The sequence below is a fragment of the Streptomyces sp. NPDC107498 genome, from assembly GCF_055582805.1.
Map to the genome: position 1 here is coordinate 412,200 of NZ_JBVJPE010000004.1, position 22,290 is coordinate 434,489.

At 70.4% G+C, this 22,290-nt stretch carries 28 protein-coding genes, 1 tRNA gene and 1 riboswitch; of the genes, 11 read left to right on the plus strand and 18 right to left on the minus strand.

Annotated elements, in window-relative coordinates; genetic code table 11:
* Nucleotides 1-92: 92 nt before the first annotated feature.
* The gene (locus ACZ66Z_RS10125) at nucleotides 93-2,330 is read left to right on the plus strand and encodes a transglycosylase domain-containing protein (protein WP_469933507.1); all 2,238 of its coding nucleotides are present in this window, start codon (nucleotides 93-95) and stop codon (nucleotides 2,328-2,330) included.
* Here the strand turns inward: ACZ66Z_RS10125 and ACZ66Z_RS10130 are convergent.
* The 3 genes from ACZ66Z_RS10130 to ACZ66Z_RS10140 form a co-directional block, all read right to left on the minus strand.
* Nucleotides 2,324-2,644 carry a DMT family transporter gene (locus ACZ66Z_RS10130; RefSeq protein WP_469933508.1) on the minus strand — a complete coding sequence of 107 codons (321 nt, stop codon included), beginning with the start codon at nucleotides 2,642-2,644 and terminating at the stop codon, nucleotides 2,324-2,326. The genes ACZ66Z_RS10125 and ACZ66Z_RS10130 overlap by 7 nt on opposite strands.
* A 32-nt stretch (nucleotides 2,645-2,676) precedes the next feature.
* Nucleotides 2,677-2,738: riboswitch (guanidine-III (ykkC-III) riboswitch) on the minus strand.
* Nucleotides 2,739-2,794: 56 nt separating this feature from the next.
* Nucleotides 2,795-3,133, minus strand: a complete 339-nt coding sequence (locus ACZ66Z_RS10135) for a GroES family chaperonin (RefSeq protein ID WP_030554720.1) — start codon at nucleotides 3,131-3,133, stop codon at nucleotides 2,795-2,797.
* A 46-nt stretch (nucleotides 3,134-3,179) separates the two neighbouring features.
* Nucleotides 3,180-3,500: a DUF3618 domain-containing protein gene (locus ACZ66Z_RS10140; protein ID WP_469933509.1), complete on the minus strand. Its 321-nt coding sequence runs from the start codon at nucleotides 3,498-3,500 to the stop codon at nucleotides 3,180-3,182.
* Between the two features lie 122 nt (nucleotides 3,501-3,622).
* On the opposite strand from ACZ66Z_RS10140, the gene bcp reads away from it, so the two are divergent.
* The 3 genes from bcp to ACZ66Z_RS10155 all read left to right on the plus strand — a co-directional run bounded on the left by bcp (nucleotide 3,623) and on the right by ACZ66Z_RS10155 (nucleotide 6,502).
* Nucleotides 3,623-4,096, plus strand: a complete 474-nt coding sequence (bcp, locus tag ACZ66Z_RS10145; RefSeq protein WP_469933510.1) for a thioredoxin-dependent thiol peroxidase — start codon at nucleotides 3,623-3,625, stop codon at nucleotides 4,094-4,096.
* A gap of 131 nt (nucleotides 4,097-4,227) precedes the next feature.
* Entirely contained in the window at nucleotides 4,228-5,724 is a 1,497-nt protein-coding gene (gene proP, locus ACZ66Z_RS10150; protein WP_469933511.1) for a glycine betaine/L-proline transporter ProP, read from the plus strand.
* Between the two features lie 148 nt (nucleotides 5,725-5,872).
* Nucleotides 5,873-6,502 carry an HNH endonuclease gene (locus ACZ66Z_RS10155; RefSeq protein ID WP_469933512.1) on the plus strand — a complete coding sequence of 210 codons (630 nt, stop codon included), beginning with the start codon at nucleotides 5,873-5,875 and terminating at the stop codon, nucleotides 6,500-6,502.
* A 133-nt stretch (nucleotides 6,503-6,635) separates the two neighbouring features.
* Here the strand turns inward: ACZ66Z_RS10155 and ACZ66Z_RS10160 are convergent, their stop codons facing one another.
* A complete protein-coding gene (locus ACZ66Z_RS10160; protein ID WP_469933513.1) occupies nucleotides 6,636-6,764 on the minus strand; it encodes a hypothetical protein in 129 nt (42 codons plus the stop codon).
* Nucleotides 6,765-6,987: 223 nt separating this feature from the next.
* Here ACZ66Z_RS10160 and ACZ66Z_RS10165 point away from each other — a divergent pair, with 223 nt between their 5' ends.
* Nucleotides 6,988-7,386, plus strand: coding sequence for an HNH endonuclease signature motif containing protein (locus ACZ66Z_RS10165; RefSeq protein WP_469933569.1), 399 nt, complete (start codon nucleotides 6,988-6,990; stop codon nucleotides 7,384-7,386).
* A tRNA-Leu gene (locus tag ACZ66Z_RS10170) sits at nucleotides 7,348-7,423 on the plus strand. Before ACZ66Z_RS10165 ends, ACZ66Z_RS10170 begins: the two co-directional genes overlap by 39 nt.
* Nucleotides 7,424-7,468: 45 nt before the next feature.
* On the opposite strand, the gene rdgB is transcribed toward ACZ66Z_RS10170, so the two are convergent.
* The 4 genes from rdgB to ACZ66Z_RS10190 all read right to left on the minus strand — a co-directional run bounded on the left by rdgB (nucleotide 7,469) and on the right by ACZ66Z_RS10190 (nucleotide 9,597).
* A complete protein-coding gene (gene rdgB / locus ACZ66Z_RS10175; protein WP_469933514.1) occupies nucleotides 7,469-8,077 on the minus strand; it encodes an RdgB/HAM1 family non-canonical purine NTP pyrophosphatase in 609 nt (202 codons plus the stop codon).
* A 7-nt stretch (nucleotides 8,078-8,084) separates the two neighbouring features.
* Nucleotides 8,085-8,492 (minus strand): hypothetical protein, encoded by a 408-nt coding sequence (locus tag ACZ66Z_RS10180; protein WP_469933515.1) that lies wholly within the window; start codon nucleotides 8,490-8,492, stop codon nucleotides 8,085-8,087.
* Nucleotides 8,493-8,555: 63 nt separating this feature from the next.
* Complete coding sequence (gene rph / locus ACZ66Z_RS10185) at nucleotides 8,556-9,287, minus strand: ribonuclease PH (protein WP_190160204.1); 732 nt, start codon at nucleotides 9,285-9,287, stop codon at nucleotides 8,556-8,558.
* A gap of 76 nt (nucleotides 9,288-9,363) precedes the next feature.
* Nucleotides 9,364-9,597 carry a PTS sugar transporter subunit IIB gene (locus ACZ66Z_RS10190; RefSeq protein ID WP_123452717.1) on the minus strand — a complete coding sequence of 78 codons (234 nt, stop codon included), beginning with the start codon at nucleotides 9,595-9,597 and terminating at the stop codon, nucleotides 9,364-9,366.
* Nucleotides 9,598-9,832: 235 nt separating this feature from the next.
* Between ACZ66Z_RS10190 and ACZ66Z_RS10195 the strand changes: the two genes are divergently transcribed.
* The gene (locus ACZ66Z_RS10195; RefSeq protein ID WP_469933516.1) at nucleotides 9,833-11,149 is read left to right on the plus strand and encodes a PTS transporter subunit EIIC; all 1,317 of its coding nucleotides are present in this window, start codon (nucleotides 9,833-9,835) and stop codon (nucleotides 11,147-11,149) included.
* Between the two features lie 289 nt (nucleotides 11,150-11,438).
* Nucleotides 11,439-12,704 (plus strand): PTS transporter subunit EIIC, encoded by a 1,266-nt coding sequence (locus ACZ66Z_RS10200; RefSeq protein WP_469933517.1) that lies wholly within the window; start codon nucleotides 11,439-11,441, stop codon nucleotides 12,702-12,704.
* A gap of 74 nt (nucleotides 12,705-12,778) precedes the next feature.
* Here ACZ66Z_RS10200 and ACZ66Z_RS10205 read toward each other — a convergent pair whose 3' ends face one another.
* Complete coding sequence (locus tag ACZ66Z_RS10205) at nucleotides 12,779-13,534, minus strand: MBL fold metallo-hydrolase (RefSeq protein ID WP_469933518.1); 756 nt, start codon at nucleotides 13,532-13,534, stop codon at nucleotides 12,779-12,781.
* Between the two features lie 202 nt (nucleotides 13,535-13,736).
* Between ACZ66Z_RS10205 and ACZ66Z_RS10210 the strand changes: the two genes are divergently transcribed.
* On the plus strand, nucleotides 13,737-14,213 hold the full coding sequence (locus ACZ66Z_RS10210; RefSeq protein WP_469933519.1) for a type II toxin-antitoxin system PemK/MazF family toxin: 477 nt from the start codon (nucleotides 13,737-13,739) through the stop codon (nucleotides 14,211-14,213).
* A 13-nt stretch (nucleotides 14,214-14,226) separates the two neighbouring features.
* Here ACZ66Z_RS10210 and ACZ66Z_RS10215 read toward each other — a convergent pair whose 3' ends face one another.
* The 8 genes from ACZ66Z_RS10215 to clpS all read right to left on the minus strand — a co-directional run bounded on the left by ACZ66Z_RS10215 (nucleotide 14,227) and on the right by clpS (nucleotide 19,805).
* Nucleotides 14,227-15,177, minus strand: a complete 951-nt coding sequence (locus ACZ66Z_RS10215; protein WP_469933520.1) for a PLP-dependent cysteine synthase family protein — start codon at nucleotides 15,175-15,177, stop codon at nucleotides 14,227-14,229.
* 5 nt (nucleotides 15,178-15,182) lie between these two features.
* Nucleotides 15,183-15,461 (minus strand): MoaD/ThiS family protein, encoded by a 279-nt coding sequence (locus ACZ66Z_RS10220; protein WP_469933521.1) that lies wholly within the window; start codon nucleotides 15,459-15,461, stop codon nucleotides 15,183-15,185.
* Nucleotides 15,462-15,555: 94 nt separating this feature from the next.
* Nucleotides 15,556-15,672 (minus strand): putative leader peptide, encoded by a 117-nt coding sequence (locus ACZ66Z_RS10225; RefSeq protein WP_469933522.1) that lies wholly within the window; start codon nucleotides 15,670-15,672, stop codon nucleotides 15,556-15,558.
* Nucleotides 15,673-15,772: 100 nt separating this feature from the next.
* The gene (locus ACZ66Z_RS10230) at nucleotides 15,773-16,411 is read right to left on the minus strand and encodes an HD domain-containing protein (RefSeq protein ID WP_469933523.1); all 639 of its coding nucleotides are present in this window, start codon (nucleotides 16,409-16,411) and stop codon (nucleotides 15,773-15,775) included.
* Nucleotides 16,412-16,633: 222 nt separating this feature from the next.
* Nucleotides 16,634-17,059 (minus strand): M67 family metallopeptidase, encoded by a 426-nt coding sequence (locus ACZ66Z_RS10235; protein WP_469933524.1) that lies wholly within the window; start codon nucleotides 17,057-17,059, stop codon nucleotides 16,634-16,636.
* Nucleotides 17,060-17,157: 98 nt separating this feature from the next.
* Complete coding sequence (locus ACZ66Z_RS10240) at nucleotides 17,158-18,594, minus strand: amino acid permease (protein ID WP_469933525.1); 1,437 nt, start codon at nucleotides 18,592-18,594, stop codon at nucleotides 17,158-17,160.
* Nucleotides 18,595-18,915: 321 nt separating this feature from the next.
* A complete protein-coding gene (locus tag ACZ66Z_RS10245; RefSeq protein ID WP_469933526.1) occupies nucleotides 18,916-19,500 on the minus strand; it encodes a DUF2017 domain-containing protein in 585 nt (194 codons plus the stop codon).
* Entirely contained in the window at nucleotides 19,500-19,805 is a 306-nt protein-coding gene (gene clpS / locus ACZ66Z_RS10250) for an ATP-dependent Clp protease adapter ClpS (protein WP_041129438.1), read from the minus strand. Before clpS ends, ACZ66Z_RS10245 begins: the two co-directional genes overlap by 1 nt.
* A gap of 101 nt (nucleotides 19,806-19,906) precedes the next feature.
* On the opposite strand from clpS, the gene ACZ66Z_RS10255 reads away from it, so the two are divergent.
* Together ACZ66Z_RS10255 and ACZ66Z_RS10260 are read left to right on the plus strand one after the other, a co-directional pair.
* Complete coding sequence (locus ACZ66Z_RS10255; protein ID WP_469933527.1) at nucleotides 19,907-21,235, plus strand: nicotinate phosphoribosyltransferase; 1,329 nt, start codon at nucleotides 19,907-19,909, stop codon at nucleotides 21,233-21,235.
* 100 nt (nucleotides 21,236-21,335) lie between these two features.
* Complete coding sequence (locus ACZ66Z_RS10260) at nucleotides 21,336-21,935, plus strand: nicotinamidase (RefSeq protein ID WP_469933528.1); 600 nt, start codon at nucleotides 21,336-21,338, stop codon at nucleotides 21,933-21,935.
* A 2-nt stretch (nucleotides 21,936-21,937) separates the two neighbouring features.
* On the opposite strand, the gene ACZ66Z_RS10265 is transcribed toward ACZ66Z_RS10260, so the two are convergent.
* Complete coding sequence (locus ACZ66Z_RS10265) at nucleotides 21,938-22,249, minus strand: hypothetical protein (protein ID WP_469933529.1); 312 nt, start codon at nucleotides 22,247-22,249, stop codon at nucleotides 21,938-21,940.
* Nucleotides 22,250-22,290: the final 41 nt, after the last annotated feature.

Sequence of the window (22,290 nt, forward strand, 5' to 3'; positions counted from 1 at the left end):
GTCACCTTCGGGTCGCTTGAGGGAGTTTTGGTGCATTCCGTGCAGTATGTGATGCCATGTCCCCTTCCTCCGGTGCGAACGATGCGAGCGGCATGACCGGCACGAGCGGCACGAGCGACGACGACCCCCACCCGAGCGGCTGGGAGCCGAGGGACCCCACCCTCGCCGACCCCGGGCCGCCGAGACGCCCCCACCGCGTCCTGCGGGCCCTCCTCGGGCTCCTCCTGCTCGGCGGACTGCTGCTCCTCGGCGGCTTCGCCGCCGGCTACCTGCTGGTGGAGATCCCGCCCGCCAACGCCGCCGCCGTCGCCCAGTCCAACGTCTACCTCTACCGGGACGGCACCCCGCTCGCCCGCGACGGCGAGGTCAACCGCGAGAGCGTCCGCCTCGACCAGGTCCCGCTCCCCGTCCGGCGCGCCGTCCTCGCCGCCGAGGAGCGCGACTTCCAGACCTCGCGCGCCGTCGACCCCAAGGCCATGGTCCGCGCCGCCTGGAACACCGTCACCGGCAAGGGCCGCCAGTCCGGCTCCACCATCACCCAGCAGTACGTGAAGAACTACTACCTCGGCCAGGAACAGACCCTCACCCGCAAGGCCAAGGAGTTCTTCATCTCGATCAAGCTCGGCCGCGAGAAGAGCAAGGAGGAGATCCTCCAGGGCTACCTGAACACCAGCTACTTCGGGCGCAACGCCTACGGCGTCCAGGCCGCCGCCCGCGCCTACTACGGCAAGGACGTCCAGCAGCTCGACACCGCCGAGGGCGCCTACCTCGCCTCCCTCCTCAAGGCCCCCAGCGCCTACGACGTCACCACCCACCCCGAGAACCGGGCCAAGGCCGTCGCCCGCTGGCGGTACGTCCTCGACGGCATGGTCGGCGAGGGGTGGCTCAGCCCCGCGGCCCGCGCCGCCGCCCGCTTCCCCGCCCCCCAGACCGCCCGCGCCACGAGCGCCCTCTCCGGCCAGCGCGGCTACCTCGTCCAGGCCGTCGAGGAGTACCTCACCGGCCACGGGATCGTCGACGAGAAGACCCTCGCCGGCGGCGGCTTCCGCATCACCACCACCCTGGAGCCCGCCACCCAGGAGTCCCTCGTCCAGGCGGTCGAGGACCAGGTCGTCTCCCGGCTCGACCCGGCGCGCGCCCCCGCCGACCGGTACGTACGGGTCGGGGCCGCGGCCGTCGACCCGGCGACCGGCAAGGTCCTCGCCATGTACGGCGGCGTCGACTACACCCAGCAGTACGTCAACAACGCGACCCGCCGCGACTACCAGGTCGGCTCCACCTTCAAGCCCTTCGTCTTCACGGCCGCCGTCCAGAGCGGAGCCCAGACCCAGCAGGGCCGGCCCATCACCCCGTACACCCTCTACGACGGCACCAACCGACGCCCGGTGGAGGGGTGGAACGGCGAACCGTACGACCCCGCCAACGAGGACGACGCCAGCTACGGCGAGCTCAACGTCGGCGCCGCCACCGGCTTCTCGGTGAACACCGTGTACGCCCAGATGGCGGTGGACGTCGGACCCGCGCGCGTGCGGCACACCGCGATCGCCCTCGGCCTGCCCGGCTCCACCCCCGACCTCACCGCCTCCCCGTCCATCGCCCTCGGCTCCGCCACCGCCAGCGTCCTCGACATGGCCTCGGCGTACGCGACGCTCGCCGCGCACGGCCGGAACGGCACGTACTCCCTCGTCGAGGGCATCAGCAGGGGCGGCCGGGAAGTGGAGCTCCCGACCGTCCCCCGCCGGCAGGCGGTGAGCCGCGAGGCCGCCGACACGACCACGTCGGTCCTGCGCGGTGTCGTCGACACGGGCACGGGCACGGCCGCACAGGCGGCGGGACGTCCGGCCGCCGGCAAGACGGGCACGGCGGAGGACGACAAGGCCGCCTGGTTCGCCGGCTACACCCCGGAGCTCGCGACGGTCGTCGCGCTCATGGGGCAGGACCCCGAGTCGGGCGCGCAGGAGCCGCTGTACGGCGCCCTGGGCCAGCCGCGCGTGAACGGCGGCGGGGCCCCGGCCGAGATCTGGGCCCGGTTCACCCGGGAGGCGCTGTCCGGGACGCCGCCCCGGGACTTCGAGCTCCGGCTGATGCCGGGCGCCGAGCCGGTGCCGTCGGCGCCGCCGGCACCGGAAGGGACGGACGGAACGGACAGCACGGAGGGACCGGACAGGCCGGACCGGACCGAGGGCCCGGACCGGACCGAGGGCCCGGACGGGACGGACAGGACCGAGGAACCGGACGGGACGGAGGACTGGTACGAGACGGGCGAGGCGGGACCGGGTGCGGCACCGCGCAGCCCCGGCCCCGGCCCCTCCCGCACCACCGGTCAGTGACCGCTCGTCGCCTTGAGTCCCACCACGGCGACGAGCAGCAGACACACGAAGAAGATGCGGGCGGCGGTCGCCGGCTCACCGAGCACCACCATGCCGAGCACCGCCGCACCGGCCGCACCGATGCCGACCCACACGCCGTACGCCGTACCGATCGGCAGCGTCTTGGCCGCCTGCGACAGCAGCACCATGGAGGCGACGATCCCGACACCGGTCAGGACACTGGGCCAGAGGCGGGTGAAACCGTCGGTGTACTTCATCCCGATGGACCAGCCGACCTCCAGCAGACCGGCGACGACCAGCAGAACCCAAGCCATGACGAGACACCTCCGCGAGACGGATCAACAGGGGTGCGTCGTCTTGTCGTCAACCCGGTACGGCGCGTCTCGTCGGGGTGTCTCCAGGCTAACAAAGAACGGGCGAGGGCCCCGGTGACTCCGGTCACCGGGGCCCTCCCGCGCTTCTTCCTACAGATAGAGCCCGGTCGAGTCCGACGTCCCCTGGAACCGGTCCGCGGCCACCGCGTGCAGGTCGCGCTCCCGCATCAGGACGTACGCGACGCCCCGCACCTCGACCTCGGCGCGGTCCTCGGGGTCGTACAGCACCCGGTCGCCGATCTCGACGGTACGGACGTTCTGGCCGACCGCGACCACCTCGGCCCAGGCGAGGCGGCGGCCCACGGCGGCCGTCGCGGGAATCAGGATGCCGCCGCCGGAACGCCGCTCCCCCTCCGGGGAGTCGGTGCGGACGAGGACCCGGTCGTGGAGCATCCGGATGGGCAGCTTGTCGTGCGTGTTCTCGCTCACCCGTCGAACCTACCTGCCCGGGTGCGTCGCCCGTACCCGGGGAGGCTCACGCCTTGTGCCGCCGCGAGGAGGAGACGATCAGGCCCACGACGGCGAGGGCCACGACGGCCACCGGGACGACCCGCTCCAGGCGGGGCGCGCCGTCCTCGTGGGTGAAGCGGGCCTTCACGTCCGAGACGACCCGGTTGACGGCGACGAAGGCGCGTCCGGCCGTCTGATCGACGGTCGAGGCGACCTTCGCCTTGGCGTCCCCGATGATCGTCTTCGGGTGCATCCGAATGCCGATCTCGTCGAGCGTGATGGCGAGCTGCTCGCGCCGGCGGACGATGTCCGCCTCGATCTGCGCAGGGGTCCTGGCCTCCGACACCGCGCTGCCTCCGTAGTCGTGATCCGGTCGTTGACGGCCAGTCTGTCAGTTCTGCCGCCATCGGGTCGCCTCAGACCCCCATTAGGCTCTGGACGCGTAAGCGAACATTCCCGAGGAGAGCCATGAGCGAGCGACTGCAGCCCGGCGACACCGCCCCCGCCTTCACCCTTCCCGACGCGGACGGCAACGAGGTCTCCCTCGCGGACCACAAGGGCCGCAAGGTCATCGTCTACTTCTACCCCGCGGCCCTCACCCCCGGCTGCACCAAGCAGGCCTGCGACTTCACGGACAACCTGGACGTGCTGGCGGCCGCGGGCTACGACGTCATCGGCGTGTCGCCCGACAGGCCGGAGAAGCTCGCGAAGTTCCGCGAGAAGGAGAACCTCAAGGTCACCCTGGTCGGCGACCCGGAGAAGACGACCCTGGAGGCGTACGGCGCCTTCGGCGAGAAGAAGCTGTACGGCAAGGTGGTGACGGGCGTGATCCGCTCCACGGTCGTGGTCGACGAGAACGGCAAGGTGGAGCACGCCTTCTACAACGTCAAGGCCACCGGCCACGTCGCCAAGATCATCCGGGACCTGGCCATCGAGGGCTGACCCGGCCGTCGGGGACCGAAGCCCCCACCGGTGTGACGGACGTCCCATCCTGGGACCGGTTCCGTTTGTGATCGGCGTGACCGTGCAGGAGTGCCTCTGGAGTGTGCTCCCCCAAGAGAGGACGTACGGTCATGCCGGCCACAGACCGCGACCCCGCGGCCGACCCCGAGGCCTTGAGACGCCATCCGCGCCTGTTCAAGGCCGCCCTCCGGAGCCGGCGGCCCAAGCTGCGGCGGACCGACATCACGGTCACCGACGAGGCGGCGGTCAAGCGGGCGGTGAAGGCGGCCTCCCTGGGCAATGCCATGGAGTGGTTCGACTTCGGCATCTACGCCTACCTCGCCGTCACCCTCGGCCACGTCTTCTTCCCGGCCGGCAACGACACGGTCCAGCTGCTGTCCTCGTTCGCGACGTTCGCGGTCGCCTTCCTGATCCGCCCGCTCGGCGGCATGGTGTTCGGCCCGATGGGTGACCGACTGGGCCGTAAGAAGGTCCTCGCCCTGACCATGATCCTCATGGCGGTCGGCACCTTCGCGATCGGCCTGATCCCCTCGTACGCCTCGATCGGCTTCTGGGCACCGGCGCTCCTCGTGTTCTTCCGCATGCTCCAGGGGTTCTCGACCGGCGGCGAGTACGGCGGCGCCTCGACCTTCATCGCCGAGTACGCCCCCGACCGCCGCCGCGGCTACTTCGGCAGCTTCCTCGAATTCGGCACCCTGGCCGGTTACGTCGGCGCGGCGGGCCTCGTCACCGCGCTCGGCGCGTGGCTCGGCAGCGACACGATGGAGGCGTGGGGCTGGCGCGTGCCGTTCCTCGTGGCGGGCCCCCTGGGCCTGGTCGGCCTCTACCTGCGGCTGCGGCTCGACGAGACGCCCGCCTTCCAGAAGCTGGGCAACGAGTCGGCGCGCGCCTCGGAGGCGGCGGACCCGGTGGAGACCTCCACCAAGGGCGACCTGGCGAAGATCTTCCGGCAGCAGTGGCCCGCGCTGGTCCTGTGCGTCGCCCTGGTGGGCGCGTACAACATCACCGACTACATGCTGCTGTCCTACATGCCGACGTACCTCTCCGACGAGCTCGGCTACAGCGAGACCCACGGCCTGCTGATCCTCCTGCTCGTGATGGTCCTGCTCATGCTGATCATCACTCAGGTCGGCCGTCTCAACGACCGCTTCGGCCGCAAGCCCGTCCTGATGACCGGCATGCTCGGCTTCCTGCTGCTCTCCCTGCCCGCCTTCCTCCTGATCGGGCAGGGCGGCGTACCGGCGATCACCGCGGGCATGCTGATGCTCGGCCTCTCGCTGGTCTGCATGCTCGGCACCATGTCGGCGGCGCTCCCGGCGCTCTTCCCGACGGACGTGCGGTACGGCTCCCTGTCGGTGGGCTACAACCTGTCGACCTCCCTCTTCGGCGGTACGACCCCGCTCGTCATCACGGCCCTGATCGGCGCGACCGGCAGCAATCTGATGCCGGCGTACTACGCGATGGGCGCGGCGCTCGTCGGCGTGGTCGCGGTGGCCTGCATGAAGGAGACGGCCCGGCGCCCCCTGGACGGATCGCCGCCGTCGGTGGAGACCCCGGAGGAGGCGGCCGAACTGATCCTGGCCCAGACCCCGGAACCGAGGTTCTGACCCCTCTCGACCGTTGGATCGGCCCGCACCGGAGTACGTCCGGTGCGGGCCGTTCCGCTTCTCGTACGCGATACGCACGCGATATGGCGTGACCGTCCGATATCCGGGTCGTTGATCTGTACGGGATCCGTCCGGGGGAGGGGGCTCGATGGGGACGAGCGCGTACACGAAGGACGTGCTGGAGTCGGCGGCGCGAGGGGCGCGGACGCTGACGGAGGCGCTGGAGCAGTTGGGGGTGGACCCGAGGAGCGGGTCGCGACGCTATCTGCACGACCGCATGCGGAAGCTGGGGGTGGACACGTCGCACTTCGAGCGGGAGGGGGTGCGGTGGACGCGGGAGGTCTTGGCGGAGGCGGTGGCGGCGTCCACGAGCGTCCAGGAAGTGCTGCGCCGGTTGGGCATCGACACGGTCGGCGGACACCACACGCACATCAGCCGCCGCCTCACCGCCCTGGGCATCGACACGTCCCACTTCGCGCCAGCACGGCGGGGACGTGTGAAGAACACGGGCGGAAATCCGCTCCGGTTGCGCGGCCCAGAAGGCGGCAGGGTTCCGGGGCAGCGCCTCAGGCGCCATCTTCTGCGCCTCGGGGTCGAGGAACGCTGCGCGGAGTGCGGCACAGGCCGGGAATGGAACGGCAGGCCTCTGCAGCTGGAAGTGGACCACATCAACGCCGAATGGTGGGACGACCGACCAGAGAACCTCCGCTTCCTGTGCCCCAACTGCCATGCGGCGACGGACACGTACAGGGGTCGCAAGCGGAGGGGCCGGAAATGACCGCACAGACGTACACCCGCGACCTGCTCGCCCGAACCGCTGCGGAATCCACGAGTCTCGTCGACCTGATGCGTCGGCTGGGTACGCCAATGGCCACCGGTCCACGCGGCTACCTGAACAAACGGCTCAGGCATTACGGCATCGACACGTCACACTTCCGCGAGGAGAGCCTGCCCGAGCGGCCGCGCCGCTCGTACACGAGAGAGCTGCTGGCGGAGGCGGCCGCGCACTCGCACAGCATCCGCGAAATGATCGAGTTCATGGGGTACTCCCCGCGCGACTGCCCTTACGGGCACATCCGCAAGCAGCTCGACCGGTTCGACATCGACACGTCTCACTTCCGTAGCGGACGCAGGTACGGCCGCGGGGTTCCCGCGCGGGACGAGCTCGTCCAGGCCGTGGCATGCTCGCAAAGCTTCGCAGGCGTGCTGAAGCGCCTCGGCATCCCCGACAGCGGTGCGGCCCGGACGCGTGTGAAGCGAGGCATGGCCGCCTACGGCATCTCTTGTGAGCACTTCGTAGGGCAGGCCCACCAGCGAGGCGTCCCCTCTCGGACGCGTAAGACGGCGGCCGAGATCCTCGTACGCCTGGAACCGGGGGCGCATCGCACCAGGACCGCACAGTTGCGTCGTGCACTGGACGAGTCGGGCACACCGCATGTCTGCCAGGCGTGCGGCATCGGCGCCATCTGGCGCGGCAAGCGACTCGTCCTGGAGATCGACCACGCCAACGGCGACCGGCTCGACAACCGCGTCGAGAACCTGCGGTACCTGTGCCCGTCGTGTCACAGCCAGACCGGCACCTTCTCGAACCGCCGCGGTGGGGCACAGTACAGTGGGCGCCGCGGGTCCGTACCCCAGCTGGCCGAGAGGGCGCCGGTTTAGGTCCGGTGTGTCGTGGGTTCGAGTCCCACCGGGCCCACATCGACGGCGCGGCACTCTCGGAGTACCGCGCCGTTTCCATGCCTCAGCCCACCAGCTCCCGCACCACCGGCACCAGCGCCCGGAAGGCCTTGCCGCGGTGGCTGATCGCGTTCTTCTCCGACGGGGTCAGTTCCGCGCAGGTCACGTCGTGGCCCTCCGGCTGGAGGATCGGGTCGTAGCCGAAGCCGTTCGTGCCCGTCGGGGCGGGGCGCAGCACGCCCTCCAGGCGGCCTTCGACCACGCGCTCCGTGCCGTCGGGGAGGGCCAGGGCCGCCGCGCAGGCGAAGTGGGCGCCGCGGTGTTCCTCCGCGATGTCCGAGAGCTGGGCCAGGAGCAGGTTCAGGTTGGCCTTGTCGTCGCCGTGGGTGCCGGCCCAGCGGGCGGAGAAGATGCCGGGGGCGCCGTTCAGGACGTCGACGCAGAGGCCGGAGTCGTCGGCCACCGCCGGGAGGCCGGTGGCCCGGGCCAGGGCGTGGGCCTTCAACAAGGCGTTCTCCGCGAAGGTCACGCCCGTCTCCTTGACGTCGGGGACCTCCGGGTACGCGTCCGCGCCGACGAGTTCGAGGTCGAGGCCCGCGTCGGCGAGGATCGCGTGGAGTTCGGTGATCTTGCCCGCGTTGCGGGTGGCGAGGATCAGTCGCTGTCGGGTCATGCCCCGATTATCCCGGGGTGCAGACCTTGGCCACCTCGCCGGCCGCGTCGGTGATCGGCGTGATGTCCGGGGTGGCGTCGCCGTTCTTGACGGCCGTACGGACGGAGTCGACGCCCTTCGTCAGGTCGTCGACCGCCTTCGAGAGGTCGGCGTTGTCCGTCGTGTTCTTGAGGTTGCCCAGTTCGGTGGAGATCTGGTTCAGGGACTCCTCGATCTGCGTCACGTCGTTGGAGGCGTTGGAGACGGCCTGCTGGAGGTTCTGTACGGACGTGGCTATCGCGTCCGCGGTGTTGACGCAGTCCATGGCGGTGTCGAGGGCTCCGCAGCCGCTCAGGACGGTGGTGAGCGCGGCGGCCGTGGCCGTGGCGAGTGCGAGACGGCGCTTCAAGGCGGGTCCTCCCCCAGATACGTACATGACAGTCTTCGGGCGCACGGATCGTATCCGTGCGCCCGTTGCCCGTCAGGACGCGGTGGGGCGTCAGAGGGTTCCTTCGAGGGCCTTGCGCTGGATCTCGGCCAGTTCGGCGCAGCCGCCGGAGGCGAGGTCGAGGAGGGCGTTGAGCTCCTTGCGGTCGAAGGGCTCGGCCTCGGCGGTGCCCTGGACCTCGACGAAGCGGCCGTCGCCGGTGCAGACGACGTTCATGTCGGTGTCGGCGCGGACGTCCTCCTCGTAGCAGAGGTCGAGGAGGGGGACGCCGTCGACGATGCCGACGGAGACGGCGGCGACGGTGCCGGTGAGGGGCTTGCGGCCGGCCTTGACCAGCTTCTTGCCCTGGGCCCAGGCCACCGCGTCCGCCAGTGCCACGTACGCGCCGGTGATGGCGGCGGTGCGGGTGCCGCCGTCGGCCTGGAGGACGTCGCAGTCGAGGACGATCGTGTTCTCGCCGAGGGCCTTGTAGTCGATGACGGCGCGCAGGGAGCGGCCGATGAGGCGGGAGATCTCGTGGGTGCGGCCGCCGATCTTGCCGCGGACGGACTCGCGGTCGCCGCGGGTGTTGGTGGCGCGGGGGAGCATGGAGTACTCCCCGGTGACCCAGCCTTCGCCGCTGCCCTTGCGCCAGCGCGGGACGCCCTCGGTGACGGAGGCGGTGCAGAAGACCTTGGTGTCGCCGAAGGAGATGAGGACGGAGCCCTCGGCGTGCTTGCTCCAGCCGCGTTCGATGGTGACGGGGCGGAGCTGTTCGGGGGTACGGCCGTCGATGCGAGACATGGGACGAGCCTAGCCGGACATGACGAAGGGCCCGTTCCCCTGCCGGAACGGGCCCTCGTCGATGTGAGTCAGCGGCTCACATCAGGTCTTCGATCTCCGCGGCGATCGGGTCGGCGTCGGTGCCGATGACGACCTGGATGGCGGTGCCCATCTTCACGACGCCGTGGGCGCCGGCGGCCTTCAGGGCGGCCTCGTCGACGAGGGAGGCGTCCACGACCTCGGTGCGCAGGCGGGTGATGCAGCCTTCGACCTCTTCGATGTTGTCGATGCCGCCGAGCCCGGCGACGATCTTCTCAGCCTTGCTGGCCATGCGTTTCTCCCTGTCCGTTCCGTTCGCGAGCACGCGAATCTCGGCGCACCTGCGGTCCGCTTTGTCACGGTAACCCACGGTTGGCCCAACTTCGCGAGCAAGGACAGCCGTTCTGCCGAATGATGACGATCACCGGCGGCCTGTCCTCAGCGGGCTCCCGGAGCCTACCGCAACTGGTCTACACCAGTGTGCAACGAGATGCGGGCCCGGTCTGTTCCGGGCAGGGAGGACGCCGATGAGTACCGACAGCGCCGCGGCACCGGAACCGGCACCGAAGCCGAAGGGGTCCGTCTCCTGGGGCGGCCTCTTCCAGGGCCTCCAGAAGATGGGCCGCAGCCTCCAGCTCCCCATCGCCGTCCTCCCGGCCGCCGGCATCATCAACCGCCTGGGGCAGCCGGACGTCTTCGGCGCCGAGGGCCTCGGCTGGGACAACGTCGCGAAGGTGATGGCGGGCGCCGGCGGCGCACTGCTCGACGGCAACCTCGGTCTGCCCCTGCTGTTCTGCATCGGCGTCTCGATCGGCATGGCGAAGAAGGCGGACGGCTCGACCGCGCTGGCCGCGGTGGTCGGCTTCCTCGTCTACTACAACGTGCTGCGCCAGTTCCCGAAGGACTGCCCCGCGGGCACGAGGGACATCAACGGCGGCTGCCTCGCCCCGGACGAAGCCTTCGTCGGGTACACGTACCAGAATCCGGGCGTCTTCGGCGGCATCGTCATCGGCCTGCTCGCCGCCTGGTTCTGGCAGCGCTACCACCGGAAGAAGCTGGTCGACTGGCTGGGCTTCTTCAACGGCCGCCGCCTGGTCCCGATCATCATGACGTTCGTCGCGATCGTGTTCGCCGCGCTCTGCCTGTGGGTCTGGCCGCCCATCGGCGACGCCCTGGAGAGTTTCAGCGACTGGCTGGTCGGGCTCGGGGCCTGGGGTTCGGGCATCTTCGGCGTCGCGAACCGGGCACTGCTCGTCATCGGCCTGCACCAGTTCCTGAACGTGCCGATCTGGTTCCAGTTCGGCACGTACACCAAGCCGGACGGCACGGTGGTCCACGGCGACATCCCCATGTTCCTCGCGGGCGACCCGAACGCCGGGCAGTTCCTGACGGGCTTCTTCCCGATCATGATGTTCGCGCTGCCCGCCGCGGCGCTCGCGATCACCCACACGGCGAAACCGCACCGCCGCAAGGCGGTCGGCGGCCTGATGCTCTCGGTCGCCCTGACCTCGTTCGTCACCGGGATCACCGAGCCGATCGAGTACTCGTTCCTCTTCGTCGCGCCGCTGCTGTACGCGATCCACGCCGTGCTGACCGGTGTGTCGATGGCGGTGACCTGGGCACTCGGCGTGAAGGACGGCTTCAGCTTCTCGGCCGGCCTGATCGACTACGTGATCAACTGGAACCTCGCGACGAAGCCGTGGCTGATCATTCCGATCGGCCTGGGATTCGGGGTCGTGTACTACGTGATCTTCAGGTTCGCGATCACCGCGTTCAACCTCCAGACGCCCGGCCGCGAGCCGGAGGAGGTCGAGGAGGAGATCGAGCGCGACAACGTCAGGTGACCCGGCGGTCACCCCTCGGAGCCCGGCCGTCCTCGGAGGGCCCTCATCCCGCGCAAGCCCCGTGGAAGGCCCCTGGACCTGACCGTCCGGGGGCCTTTCGCCGTGCATTTCCGGCTATGGCTGAGCGCACAGAATTCACAGGTTCCTTATCTAAGTCTCACGTGCTACAACTGGTCTACACCTCTCATTGGTGTAGACCACGCGGTCCAGACCACCGCGTTCCACGAGACGCCGCCGTCACCCCCTTTTCATGTCCTCTGGCGGCGCCTTGCCTTACTGGAGGAAGTTGATGAGTACGGCCACCGCCCAGGCCGCCGCTCCCGCGAAGAAGCGCGGATCCGGCCTGTTCCAGGGCCTGCAGAAGGTCGGTCGCAGCCTGCAGCTGCCGATCGCCGTGCTGCCGGCCGCGGGTATCTTGCTCCGTCTCGGCCAGCCCGACGTCTTCGGCGCCGAGGGCCTCGGCTGGGACAAGGTCGCCTCCGTCTTCGCCACGGCGGGCGACGCGGTCTTCGCCAACATGCCGCTGCTCTTCTGCGTCGGCATCGCCATCGGCTTCGCGAAGAAGGCCGACGGCTCCACCGCGCTCGCCGCGCTGGTCGGCTTCCTGGTCTACAAGAACGTGCTGACCGCGTTCCCGACCTCCGAGGCCGTCGTCAACACGACCGCCAACAAGGGCGTCGACGTCGCCGCGACGTACAACGACCCCAAGGTCTTCGGCGGCATCGTCATGGGTCTCCTGGCCGCCGTCATCTGGCAGCGGTACCACCGCAAGAAGCTGGTCGACTGGCTCGGCTTCTTCAACGGCCGCCGGCTCGTCCCGATCATCATGGCCTTCGTCGGCACCCTCATGGGCGTCCTCTTCGGTCTCCTCTGGGAGCCCATCGGCCATGTGATCACCGACTTCGGCAACTGGATGACCGGCCTCGGGGCCGTCGGCTCCGGCATCTTCGGCGCCATCAACCGCGGTCTGCTCCCGATCGGCATGCACCAGTTCGTGAACACCGTCGCCTGGCAGGAGATCGGCACCTTCACCGACTCCACCGGCGCCGTCTGGCACGGCGACCTGCCGCGCTTCTTCCACGGCGACCCGTCGGCCGGCCAGTTCATGTCCGGCTTCTTCCCGATCATGATGTTCGCGCTGCCGGCCGTCGCCCTCGCGATCACCCACACCGCCCGCCCCGAGCGCCGCAAGGTCGTCGGCGGCATGATGTTCTCGCTCGCCCTGACCTCGTTCGTCACGGGCATCACCGAGCCCATCGAGTTCGCCTTCATGTTCCTGGCGCCCCTGCTGTACGTGATCCACGCCGTGCTCACCGCCGCCTCGATGGTCATCACCTCGGCCCTGGGCGTGCACCACGGCTTCACCTTCTCCGCCGGCGCGCTGGACTACTTCCTGAACTGGACGTACGCCTCCAAGCCGTGGCTGATCATCCCGATCGGCCTCGTCTTCGCGGCGATCTACTACGTGGTCTTCCGCTTCGCGATCACCAAGTTCAACCTCGCGACCCCGGGCCGCGAGCCCGAGGAGGAGATCGAGGACCTCACCAAGGCGTGAGCCCCGGCCGCACGGCGGAAGGGCCCCGGAACCGTACGCACGGTTCCGGGGCCCTTCCCGTGTCCTCGGGCTCCTCAGACCTCGTAGACCGCGCCCGGTCTCGCCAGCTCCGACGGCCCGCCGTAGACCTCGCGGGCGTCCCGCAGGTTCCGCTCGCCGTCCGTCCACGGCGGGACGTGGGTGAGCACCAGGCGGCCCACCCCCGCCCGGGCCGCGTGGGCGCCGGCCTCCCGGCCGTTGAGGTGGAGGTCCGGGACGTCCTCCTTGCCGTGGGTGAAGGAGGCCTCGCAGAGGAAGAGGTCGGTGCCGTCGGCGAGGTCGTGCAGCGCGTCGCAGACCCCGGTGTCCCCGGAGTACGTGAGCGAACGGCCACCGTGCTCGACCCGGATGCCGTACGCCTCGACCGGGTGGCACACCTTCTCCGTGCGGACGGAGAACGGGCCGATCCGGAAGCCGTCGCCGGACTTCAGCGTGTGGAAGTCGAAGACCTCGCTCATCGAGGTGGCCGAGGGCGTGTCGGCGTACGCCGTGGTCAGCCGCTGCTCGGCGCCCTCCGGCGCGTAGACGGGGAGCGCGTCGCAGCGCCCGCCCTCGTGCCGGTAGTAGCGGGCGACGAAGTACCCGCACATGTCGATGCAGTGGTCCGCGTGCAGGTGGCTGAGGAAGATCGCGTCGAGGTCGTACAGACCGATGTGGCGCTGCAGCTCGCCCAGGGCGCCGTTGCCCATGTCGAGGAGCAGCCGGAAGCCGTCGGCCTCGACGAGGTAGCTCGAACAGGCCGAGTCCGCGGACGGGAACGACCCGGAGCAGCCGACGACGGTGAGCTTCATGGAGCGAGGACCTCCGTGGACGGGTGCGGAAAGCGCGCTGAGGGAGGGGAGGCTGTGCGGTCAGTCGAGCGTAAGGCGCACCCGGGCCCGCCGCTCCTTCGCGGTGGCCCGTTGTGGGCGAACTCACGGGCTCTGTCACCGGTTCGGATGGATGACGGGGCGCGGCGGCGGGGTGCGGCGCGCCCGGGTACCTTCTTGAGGTATGGACACGTCGTGGTGGCCCGCGCTGGTCGCGGTCGTGGTGATCGCACTGGTGGTGGTGCTCGCCGACGGGTGGAGGCGGTCGGGGCGGGGCCGTCCGGCGGGGAGGCCCTCGGGCAGGACCCGGCCGCCGGGCCGGCCCGCGCCGCGCGGGCGGGTGCCGGAGCGGCTGCCGCGGGCGGGTGAGATCTGGTGGGCGGACGTGCCGTACGAGGACGGGCCGGGCTCCAAGGACCGCCCGTGTCTGGTCCTCGCGCGGCGCGGCGACGGCGCGCTGGTGGCCAAGATCACCAGCAAGCACCACGACGAGCGGCCGGGGGTGATCGCGCTCCCGCCCGGTTCGGTGGGCGACGCGCAGGGACGGCCCAGCTTCCTGGAGACGGACGAGCTGCGGGAGGTGCCGGTGCGGGGGTTCCGGCGGAGAGTGGGAGAGGCGGACCCGGCCGTGTGGGACCGGGTCCGCCATCTCGCGCGCTAGCGGGGCAGGGGGCTCACGCCCAGAGCTGGCCCTGGACCGTCTCGATCGCCTCTTCCGTCGTCCTGGCCGTGTAGAGGCCGGTCGACAGGTACTTCCAGCCGCCGTCCGCGACGACGAAGGCGATGTCGGCGGACTCGCCGGCCTTGAGCGCCTTCCTGCCGACGCCGATGGCCGCGTGCAGGGCGGCACCGGTGGAGACGCCCGCGAAGATGCCCTCCTGCTGGAGGAGTTCGCGGGTGCGGGTGACGGCGTCGGCGGAGCCGACCGAGAAGCGGGTGGTGAGGACGGAGGCGTCGTACAGCTCGGGCACGAAGCCCTCGTCGAGGTTGCGCAGGCCGTAGACGAGGTCGTCGTAGCGCGGCTCGGCGGCGACGATCTTGACGTCGGGCTTGTGCTCGCGGAGGTAGCGGCCGACGCCCATCAGCGTCCCCGTCGTGCCGAGACCGGCGACGAAGTGGGTGATGGAGGGGAGGTCGGCGAGGATCTCGGGGCCGGTGGTGGCGTAGTGGGCGCCCGCGTTGTCCGGGTTGCCGTACTGGTAGAGCATCACCCAGTCGGGGTGCTGCCCGGCGAGCTCCTTGGCGACCCGTACGGCCGTGTTCGATCCGCCGGCCGCGGGGGACGAGATGATCTCGGCGCCCCACATGGCGAGCAGCTGGCGGCGCTCCTCACTGGTGTTCTCGGGCATGACGCAGACGATGCGGTAGCCCTTGAGCTTGGCGGCCATGGCGAGGGAGATGCCGGTGTTGCCGCTGGTCGGCTCCAGGATGGTGCAGCCGGGGGTGAGGCGGCCGTCCTTCTCCGCCTGCTCGATCATGTGGAGCGCGGGGCGGTCCTTGACCGAGCCGGTGGGGTTGCGGTCCTCCAGCTTCGCCCAGATGCGGACGTCGTCCGAGGGCGAGAGCCGGGGGAGGCGGACCAGCGGCGTGTTGCCGACCGCTGCCAGCGAGGAGTCGTAACGCATGTGGATCAGACCATGCCGCCGGCGACGGCCGGCAGGATCGTGACGTTGTCGCCGTCGGTGAGCTTGGTGTCGATGCCGTCGAGGAAGCGGACGTCCTCGTCGTTCAGGTAGACGTTGACGAAGCGGCGGAGCTTGCCGTCGTCGACGATGCGCGCCTCGATCCCGGCGTGGCGGGTCTCCAGGTCGGCGAAGAGCTCGGCGAGGGTGCCGCCCTTGCCCTCGACGGCCTTCTCGCCGTCGGTGTAGGTGCGGAGGATGGTCGGGATGCGGACCTCGATGGCCATGACGTGGGCTCTCCTGTCGGAAGTGGCGTGATGGGGCGCGCTGCTGTGGCCCCGCGCGGAGGGGGTCGTGCGGAGAAGTGCGCTCAACCGTCGTTCAGAGCGCAGCGCGGGCCGTACACATCGCGCTGGTGAGGCGGCACAGGTCGACGTGCAGGCGTGCCACGAGCAGGGTGGTGCTCGGAGTCTCTTCGCTCACGTCGTGGGAAACCATGGGCTCATCGTATCGATTCCCGGTCCGGGTTCCGGAATGTGATCTCACATCGTGGATGATTCCTGCCCGACTGGCGGACCCTCCAAGTGGAGGATGCCCTTCACTCGGGCCGGGCGGAGTCCCGGATCGTCGTCACGAAGTCCCCGGGGGCGAATCCGGGCACGAAACGGCGCAGGACGTCGGCTTTGACGTTGCCGAAGGTGGTGTCCGGTTTGGGCGAGATGCCTTCCGCGAAGGCCGCCAGGACGCGGCGCTTGAAGTCGGGGCGGGGGTGGGCGGCGACGATCGCGGCACGGTCCTCGGGGGCGACGGCGGCGGGGTCGTCGTAGCCGACGCCGAGGACGTCGTACTCGACGCCGGCGGTGACGAGGGCGACCTCGGGCTCCATGAGCCCGGGGACGCCGGGGGTGGTGTGGAGGGCGATCGCGGTCCGGACGCGGCGGACGGCGTCCTCGTCGGCGCCGTGGGAGCGGAGGAAGGCGGCGGCCTCCTCGGCCCCGTCGACCTCGAAGCGGCGGCCGCTGCTCCGGTGGGCCTCGCCGAGGCCGAGATCGTGGAACATGGCGCCGACGTAGAGGGGTTCGGGGTCGAAGGCGAGACCACGGGCGCGGCCCTGGAGGGCGCCGAAGAGGTGGACGCGGCGGGAGTGGTCGTAGATCAGCTCGCTCGTCATGTCGCGGACGAGTTCGGTGGCGGCGGTGGCGAGCCTGCTGTCGGGGACGAGCGTCATCGGGTTCATGGGGCGAGCCTCGCCGTCGGGGCCGCGGGCCCGCCGTGTCCTCGTGGACGGGTGTCCCACAGAATCGGACACATGACGACGCACGACGTGTGGGTGTTCGCTTTCGACGGGGTCCGGCTGCTCGACGTCCGGGCTCGGCAGTGACGAGAGCCTGCGGAGGGCGTTCCCCCGGCACGTCGGGGTGACGCCCTCCGCCTGTCTCGCGCGCTTCCGGACGACGTCCTATTCGTAGGCCTCCACGACCTCGACCTCTTCCTCCGTCACGACGCCGTCGACGATCGAGTAGGAGCGGAACTGGAAGGGGCCGGCGCCGTCGGCGTCGGCGGTGGAGACGAGGACGTAGTGGGCGTTCGGCTCGTTCGCGTACGAGATGTCCGTGCGGGAGGGGTAGGCCTCGGTCGCGGTGTGCGAGTGGTAGACGACGACGGGCTCCTCGTCCCGGTCGTCCATGTCGCGGTAGAGCTTGAGCAGGTCGCCGGAGTCGAACTCGTAGAAGGTGGGCGAGCGGGCGGCGTTGAGCATCGGGATGAACCGCTCGGGGCGTCCGCTGCCGACGGGACCCGCGACCACGCCGCAGGCCTCGTCGGGGTGGTCCGCGCGGGAGTGCTCCACGATCTGGTCGTACAGGGCCCGGGTGATGGTCAGCATGCCGACAGGATAAGCAGACGGGCCGTTCCGTACCGGTGTTCGGTACGGAACGGCCCGCATGCTGAGACCGTGCAGGTCAGGTGGTTACGGGGTCCGGGTCAGGCCCGCTTGGCGAAGGCCGCGCCCTGGGGGTTGCGGGCCTTCAGGACCAGGTAGGAGACGGCGAGGATCAGGCCCCAGACCGGAGCACCGTACAGCGCGACCCGGTTGTCCGCGTCCATGCCCATGGTCACGACGACCATGCCGATGAAGGCGAGCGAGAAGACGCTGAACCAGATGCCGCCCGGGGCCTTGAAGGAGGACTGGGGCAGCTCGCCGCGGTCGGCCTTGAGGCGGTAGCGGATCTGGCAGATCAGGATGACGATCCAGGCCCACATGCCGGAGATGGTGGCGAAGGAGACGACGTAGTTGAACGCCTCGCCGGGCCACTGGTAGTTGACCCAGACGCCGACCATCATGAGCGCGGCCGAGACGGTGGTGCCGACCAGCGGGGTGCCGGACTTCGTCAGCTTGGTGAAGACCTTCGGGCCCTGGCCGTTGAGCGCGAGGTCGCGCAGCATGCGGCCGGTGGAGTACATGCCCGAGTTGCAGGAGGACAGGGCCGCCGTGAGGACGACGAAGTTGACGATGGCGGCGCCGATGCCGAGGCCCATCTTCTCGAAGGCCGCGACGAACGGGGAGACACCGGGCTTGAACGCGGTCCACGGGACGACCGAGAGGATCATGATCAGCGCGCCGACGTAGAAGACGGCGATGCGCCACGGCACGGTGTTGATCGCCTTCGGCAGGACCGTCTTCGGGTCCTTCGACTCGCCCGCCGTCACGCCGACCAGCTCGACCGCGAGGAACGCGAACATGACCATCTGGAGGGTCATCAGGGTCGAGCCGATGCCGTTCTCGCCGGCGAAGAAGCCGCCGAGGTCCCACAGGTGGGTGACGGAGGCGGTGTCCCCGGCGTCGGAGAAGCCGAGGGTGAGGATGCCGGCGCAGATCAGGATCATGCCGACGATCGCGGTGACCTTGACCATGGAGAACCAGAACTCCAGCTCACCGAAGAGCTTCACGGAGATCAGGTTGGCGGCGTAGAGGATCACGGTGAAGACGAGGGCGGAGAGCCACTGCGGGATGTCCCACCAGTACGTCATGTAGGTGGCCGCGGCGGTGACCTCGGTGATGCCGGTGACGACCCAGAAGAGCCAGTACGTCCAGCCGGTCGCGAAGCCCGCGAAGGGTCCGATGAACTCGCGGGCGTACTCCGAGAAGGAGCCCGACACCGGGCGGTACATGAGGAGCTCGCCGAGCGCCCGCATGATGAAGAAGATGACGAGGCCCGCGATGGCGTACGCGAGGATCAGGCTGGGTCCCGCGATGGAGATGCCCTTGCCCGCGCCGAGGAAGAGCCCGGTGCCGATGGCGCCGCCGATCGCGATCATCTGGATCTGGCGGGCGCCGAGTGCCCGGTGGTAACCCTCGCCCGAGGCGGAGTCCGCGGCCTCATTGCCGTCGTGCTGCTTGTCGACCTGCACTGAGGTCATGGTGGTGCGCCTTTCTCCATGCTGATCCGCGCGACTGCGAGTGCGTCTGCCGCGGATCAGATCCTGATCCCCCCGGATGTGGATGGAGTGCCACCGGCGGTCAGCCGGTCCAAGCGCCCTCGGGAACAGGGGTGGCGTGCCCGAGCGGTCGTGAAGATTTATCACGACGCGAGGGGTGATCGACGGAGGTGCACGTGACGCACGCCACAAAAAAATACGGACGAAGGGTGCACAAGATGGCCGGACGGACGCTCGGATAACGCATTCGTTATCCGGATTTGAGCGTCCGCTGAGCGAACACCGTGTCGCGCGGGGGTGGCGCTACGGCATCAGGGTCGTGACGAGGGACTCCTGGAGCGCTCCCAGCCAGAGGTACGCCATCACCATCGGCTTGCGCGGATCGGAGTCCGGCAGCCGGTACAGCTGCTCGCTGTCCTCGTCGTCCGTGACCTCCAGGCGGGTGCCGATGGTCAGCCGGAGGTCGTTGAGCGCGCCGAGCCAGGCCCGGGACTCGTCCGGGGTGAGCTTCAGGACCGCGCCGCCCTCCCCCGCCGCACCGGCGGAGAGGGAGTCCAGGGCGCGCACGACCGCGAGGGCGTCCTCGCGCTTGCGGGTCCGCAGGTCGTTCTCGGTGTAGCGGCGGAAGTCGGACGCGGCCGCCCGCAGCTCCTCGCTGTCGTCCCCGTACGCGTCGGGGAAGAGGCGCCGGAGGGCGGGGTCGGACGGCGGCTCGCTCGGCCCCTCGGCGAAGAGGGCGGCCAGCGGGTCCTCGTCCGCGGCGGGCTCGTCGCCCGGGCCGATCAGCTCCATGAGCTGGACGGCGAGGGAGCGCAGGATGGAGATCTCGACGTCGTCGAGCGCGACGGCCGCGCCGCCGCCCGGGAGGGCCTCGAACTGTCCGGCCATCAGAAGCGGTCCTGGGAGAGGGTCGCCCACAGGCCGTATCCGTGCATCGCCTGCACGTCCCGTTCCATCTCCTCGCGGGTGCCGCTGGAGACCACCGCGCGGCCCTTGTTGTGCACGTCGAGCATCAGCTTGTGCGCCTTGTCCTTGGAGTATCCGAAGTACGACTGGAAGACGTACTCCACATAGCTCATCAGGTTGACCGGATCGTTGTGCACGAGGGTCACCCAGGGCACGTCGGGTTCGACGACCGCGGAGACCTCCTCGGCCGATTCCGTACGTTCGATCTCAATAGGCGCGACGCTCACTCACCCCATGTTGTCACCCCTGGGGGCCCGTCGCGCAAACGGGGCACGCACACGGACCCACTATTCGTCACTCTGACGATTTCTGCGCTAGCATCGCTGACATGAACGCTGCGGACCTTGGGCTGCCGGTGGACGTGCCGTCGACCGCGCTCTTCACCGATCAGTACGAACTGACCATGCTCCAGGCGGCCCTGCGGGCCGGCACCGCCGACCGGCGCTCCGTCTTCGAGGTCTTCACCCGGCGGCTGCCCGAGGGGCGGCGCTACGGCGTCGTCGCGGGCGTCGGCCGGGTCCTGGACGCCGTCGAGAACTTCCGGTTCGACCCCGCCGTCCTGGGCTTCCTGCGGGAGCGCTCCGTCGTCGACGAGCCGACCCTGGAATGGCTCGCCCGCTACCGCTTCTCCGGCGACATCTGGGGCTACCCCGAGGGCGAGGTGTACTTCCCCGGCTCGCCCGTGCTGCGCGTCGAGGGCTCCTTCGCGGAGTGCGTGCTCCTGGAGACCGTGATCCTCTCGATCCTCAACCACGACTCGGCCATCGCGGCCGCCGCCTCCCGCATGTCGGCCGCCGCCGGCGGACGGCGCCTGATCGAGATGGGCGCCCGCCGCACCCACGAGCTGGCGGCCGTCGCCGCCTCCCGCGCCGCGTACGTCGGCGGCTTCGACTCGACCTCGGACCTCGCGGCCGGCTTCCGCTACGGCATCCCGACCGTCGGCACCTCCGCCCACGCCTTCACCCTCCTCCACGACGACGAGCGGGACGCCTTCCGGGCCCAGGTGGAGTCCCTGGGGCGCGGCACGACCCTGCTCGTCGACACCTACGACGTGGCCGAGGCGGTCCGGACCGCCGTCGAGGTCGCCGGGCCCGAGCTGGGGGCCGTACGGATCGACTCCGGCGACCTGCTGCTCGTCGCGCACCGGGTGCGGGCGCAGCTCGACGAGCTGGGTGCCCGGGACACGAAGATCGTGGTCACCTCCGACCTCGACGAGTACGCCATCGCCTCGCTCGCGGCGGCCCCGGTCGACGCGTACGGGGTGGGCACGCAGCTGGTCACCGGCAGCGGCCACCCGACCTGCTCCATGGTCTACAAGCTGGTCGCCCGGGCCGTCTCGGCCGACCCGAAGGCGCCCCTGGTGCCGGTGGCCAAGAAGTCCCTGGGCGGCAAGGCCTCCGTCGGCGGGCGCAAGTGGGCGGCGCGCCGGCCCGACGCGTACGGGGTCGCCGAGGCGGAGGTCGTGGGCACCGGCCCGGTCCCGCCGGAGCTCGCCGACCACCAGCTGCTCGTCGAGCTGGTCAGGGGCGGCGACGTGGTGGCCAGGGAGCCCCTGGAGGCCGCCAGGGCGCGGCACATCGCGGCCCTCGCGGGGCTGCCGATGTCGGCGGTGCAGCTGTCGCGGGGCGAGTCGGTCCTGCCGACCGAGTACGTCTGACCCCCTGCCCGCAGGAGTCCTCGGTGACGCCCCCTCCCGCCGGGAGGGGGAAGTCTCTAGGCTCGAAGAATTCCCTCCCGACCCGCTAAGGACACCCGCCATGCACCGCGCATTGATCGTTGTGGACGTTCAGAACGACTTCTGCGAGGGCGGCAGCCTCGCGGTGACCGGCGGTGCGGACGTCGCCGCCGCCATCACCGACCTGGTGGGCCAGACGGCGGGCACCTCCTACCGGCACGTCGTCGCCACCCGCGACCACCACGTCGACCCGGGCGCGCACTTCGCCCCGGCCGGCGAGGAGCCGGACTACGTGTCCTCCTGGCCGGTGCACTGCGTGGCCGGCACGGAGGGCGTCGGCTTCCACCCGAACTTCGCGCCCGCCGTCGCGAGCGGGGCGATCGACGCCGTCTTCGACAAGGGCGCGTACTCGGCGGCGTACAGCGGCTTCGAGGGCCGCGACGAGAACGGCCGGACGCTCGCGGAGTGGCTGCGCTCGCGGGACGTCACCGAGGTCGACGTGGTCGGCATCGCCACCGACCACTGCGTCCGGGCCACGGCCCTGGACGCGGCCCGGGAGGGCTTCCGGACCCACGTCCTGCTCGACCTGACGGCCGGCGTGGCCGGGGAGACCACGGACCGGGCCCTGGAGGAGCTCCGGACGGCGGGCGTGCGCCTGACGGGCAAGCCGGTCGTCGCGTAGGGCTACGCGGCGGGCTCCTTCGGGAGGGACCGCACGGAGTGCCAGAGCTCCTGGGCGGCGCCCGGTGTGGACCTCCACAGCAGGCCCTCCGGGTGGTGCAGGACCGCCGTGACCTCGTCCGGGGTGGGCGGCTCGGAGTTGCCGCGCAGGTAGACCGCCCGCAGCCCCAGGTTCCGCAGCCTGGTCAGGGCGCGGGCACGGTTGGCGGCGTGGACCAGGAAGCGGACGGTGACGCCGTCGCCGGCCGGGCTGGGCAGCCCTATGGCGACGACCACGCTGCCTCCCGGCAGCTTGCAGAACCCTCCGTTGGGCATGCGGAACCACTCCCCCGTGGATCAGATGTCAATAAGAACCG

Excerpts from the sequence above, each read along its gene's own strand:
- ACZ66Z_RS10125 (WP_469933507.1), top strand. The coding sequence starts at position 93 with ATGACCGGCACGAGCGGCACGAGCGACGACGACCCCCACCCGAGCGGC.
- ACZ66Z_RS10130 (WP_469933508.1), bottom strand. The coding sequence starts at position 2,644 with ATGGCTTGGGTTCTGCTGGTCGTCGCCGGTCTGCTGGAGGTCGGCTGG.
- bcp (WP_469933510.1), top strand. The coding sequence starts at position 3,623 with ATGAGCGAGCGACTGCAGCCCGGCGACACCGCCCCCGCCTTCACCCTT.
- proP (WP_469933511.1), top strand. The coding sequence starts at position 4,228 with ATGCCGGCCACAGACCGCGACCCCGCGGCCGACCCCGAGGCCTTGAGA.
- ACZ66Z_RS10155 (WP_469933512.1), top strand. The coding sequence starts at position 5,873 with ATGGGGACGAGCGCGTACACGAAGGACGTGCTGGAGTCGGCGGCGCGA.
- ACZ66Z_RS10160 (WP_469933513.1), bottom strand. The coding sequence starts at position 6,764 with ATGAACTCGATCATTTCGCGGATGCTGTGCGAGTGCGCGGCCGCCTCC.
- ACZ66Z_RS10165 (WP_469933569.1), top strand. The coding sequence starts at position 6,988 with ATGGCCGCCTACGGCATCTCTTGTGAGCACTTCGTAGGGCAGGCCCAC.
- rdgB (WP_469933514.1), bottom strand. The coding sequence starts at position 8,077 with ATGACCCGACAGCGACTGATCCTCGCCACCCGCAACGCGGGCAAGATC.
- ACZ66Z_RS10180 (WP_469933515.1), bottom strand. The coding sequence starts at position 8,492 with ATGTACGTATCTGGGGGAGGACCCGCCTTGAAGCGCCGTCTCGCACTC.
- rph (WP_190160204.1), bottom strand. The coding sequence starts at position 9,287 with ATGTCTCGCATCGACGGCCGTACCCCCGAACAGCTCCGCCCCGTCACC.
- ACZ66Z_RS10190 (WP_123452717.1), bottom strand. The coding sequence starts at position 9,597 with ATGGCCAGCAAGGCTGAGAAGATCGTCGCCGGGCTCGGCGGCATCGAC.
- ACZ66Z_RS10195 (WP_469933516.1), top strand. The coding sequence starts at position 9,833 with ATGAGTACCGACAGCGCCGCGGCACCGGAACCGGCACCGAAGCCGAAG.
- ACZ66Z_RS10200 (WP_469933517.1), top strand. The coding sequence starts at position 11,439 with ATGAGTACGGCCACCGCCCAGGCCGCCGCTCCCGCGAAGAAGCGCGGA.
- ACZ66Z_RS10205 (WP_469933518.1), bottom strand. The coding sequence starts at position 13,534 with ATGAAGCTCACCGTCGTCGGCTGCTCCGGGTCGTTCCCGTCCGCGGAC.
- ACZ66Z_RS10210 (WP_469933519.1), top strand. The coding sequence starts at position 13,737 with ATGGACACGTCGTGGTGGCCCGCGCTGGTCGCGGTCGTGGTGATCGCA.
- ACZ66Z_RS10215 (WP_469933520.1), bottom strand. The coding sequence starts at position 15,177 with ATGCGTTACGACTCCTCGCTGGCAGCGGTCGGCAACACGCCGCTGGTC.
- ACZ66Z_RS10220 (WP_469933521.1), bottom strand. The coding sequence starts at position 15,461 with ATGGCCATCGAGGTCCGCATCCCGACCATCCTCCGCACCTACACCGAC.
- ACZ66Z_RS10225 (WP_469933522.1), bottom strand. The coding sequence starts at position 15,672 with ATGGTTTCCCACGACGTGAGCGAAGAGACTCCGAGCACCACCCTGCTC.
- ACZ66Z_RS10230 (WP_469933523.1), bottom strand. The coding sequence starts at position 16,411 with ATGAACCCGATGACGCTCGTCCCCGACAGCAGGCTCGCCACCGCCGCC.
- ACZ66Z_RS10235 (WP_469933524.1), bottom strand. The coding sequence starts at position 17,059 with ATGCTGACCATCACCCGGGCCCTGTACGACCAGATCGTGGAGCACTCC.
- ACZ66Z_RS10240 (WP_469933525.1), bottom strand. The coding sequence starts at position 18,594 with ATGACCTCAGTGCAGGTCGACAAGCAGCACGACGGCAATGAGGCCGCG.
- ACZ66Z_RS10245 (WP_469933526.1), bottom strand. The coding sequence starts at position 19,500 with ATGGCCGGACAGTTCGAGGCCCTCCCGGGCGGCGGCGCGGCCGTCGCG.
- ACZ66Z_RS10255 (WP_469933527.1), top strand. The coding sequence starts at position 19,907 with ATGAACGCTGCGGACCTTGGGCTGCCGGTGGACGTGCCGTCGACCGCG.
- ACZ66Z_RS10260 (WP_469933528.1), top strand. The coding sequence starts at position 21,336 with ATGCACCGCGCATTGATCGTTGTGGACGTTCAGAACGACTTCTGCGAG.
- ACZ66Z_RS10265 (WP_469933529.1), bottom strand. The coding sequence starts at position 22,249 with ATGCCCAACGGAGGGTTCTGCAAGCTGCCGGGAGGCAGCGTGGTCGTC.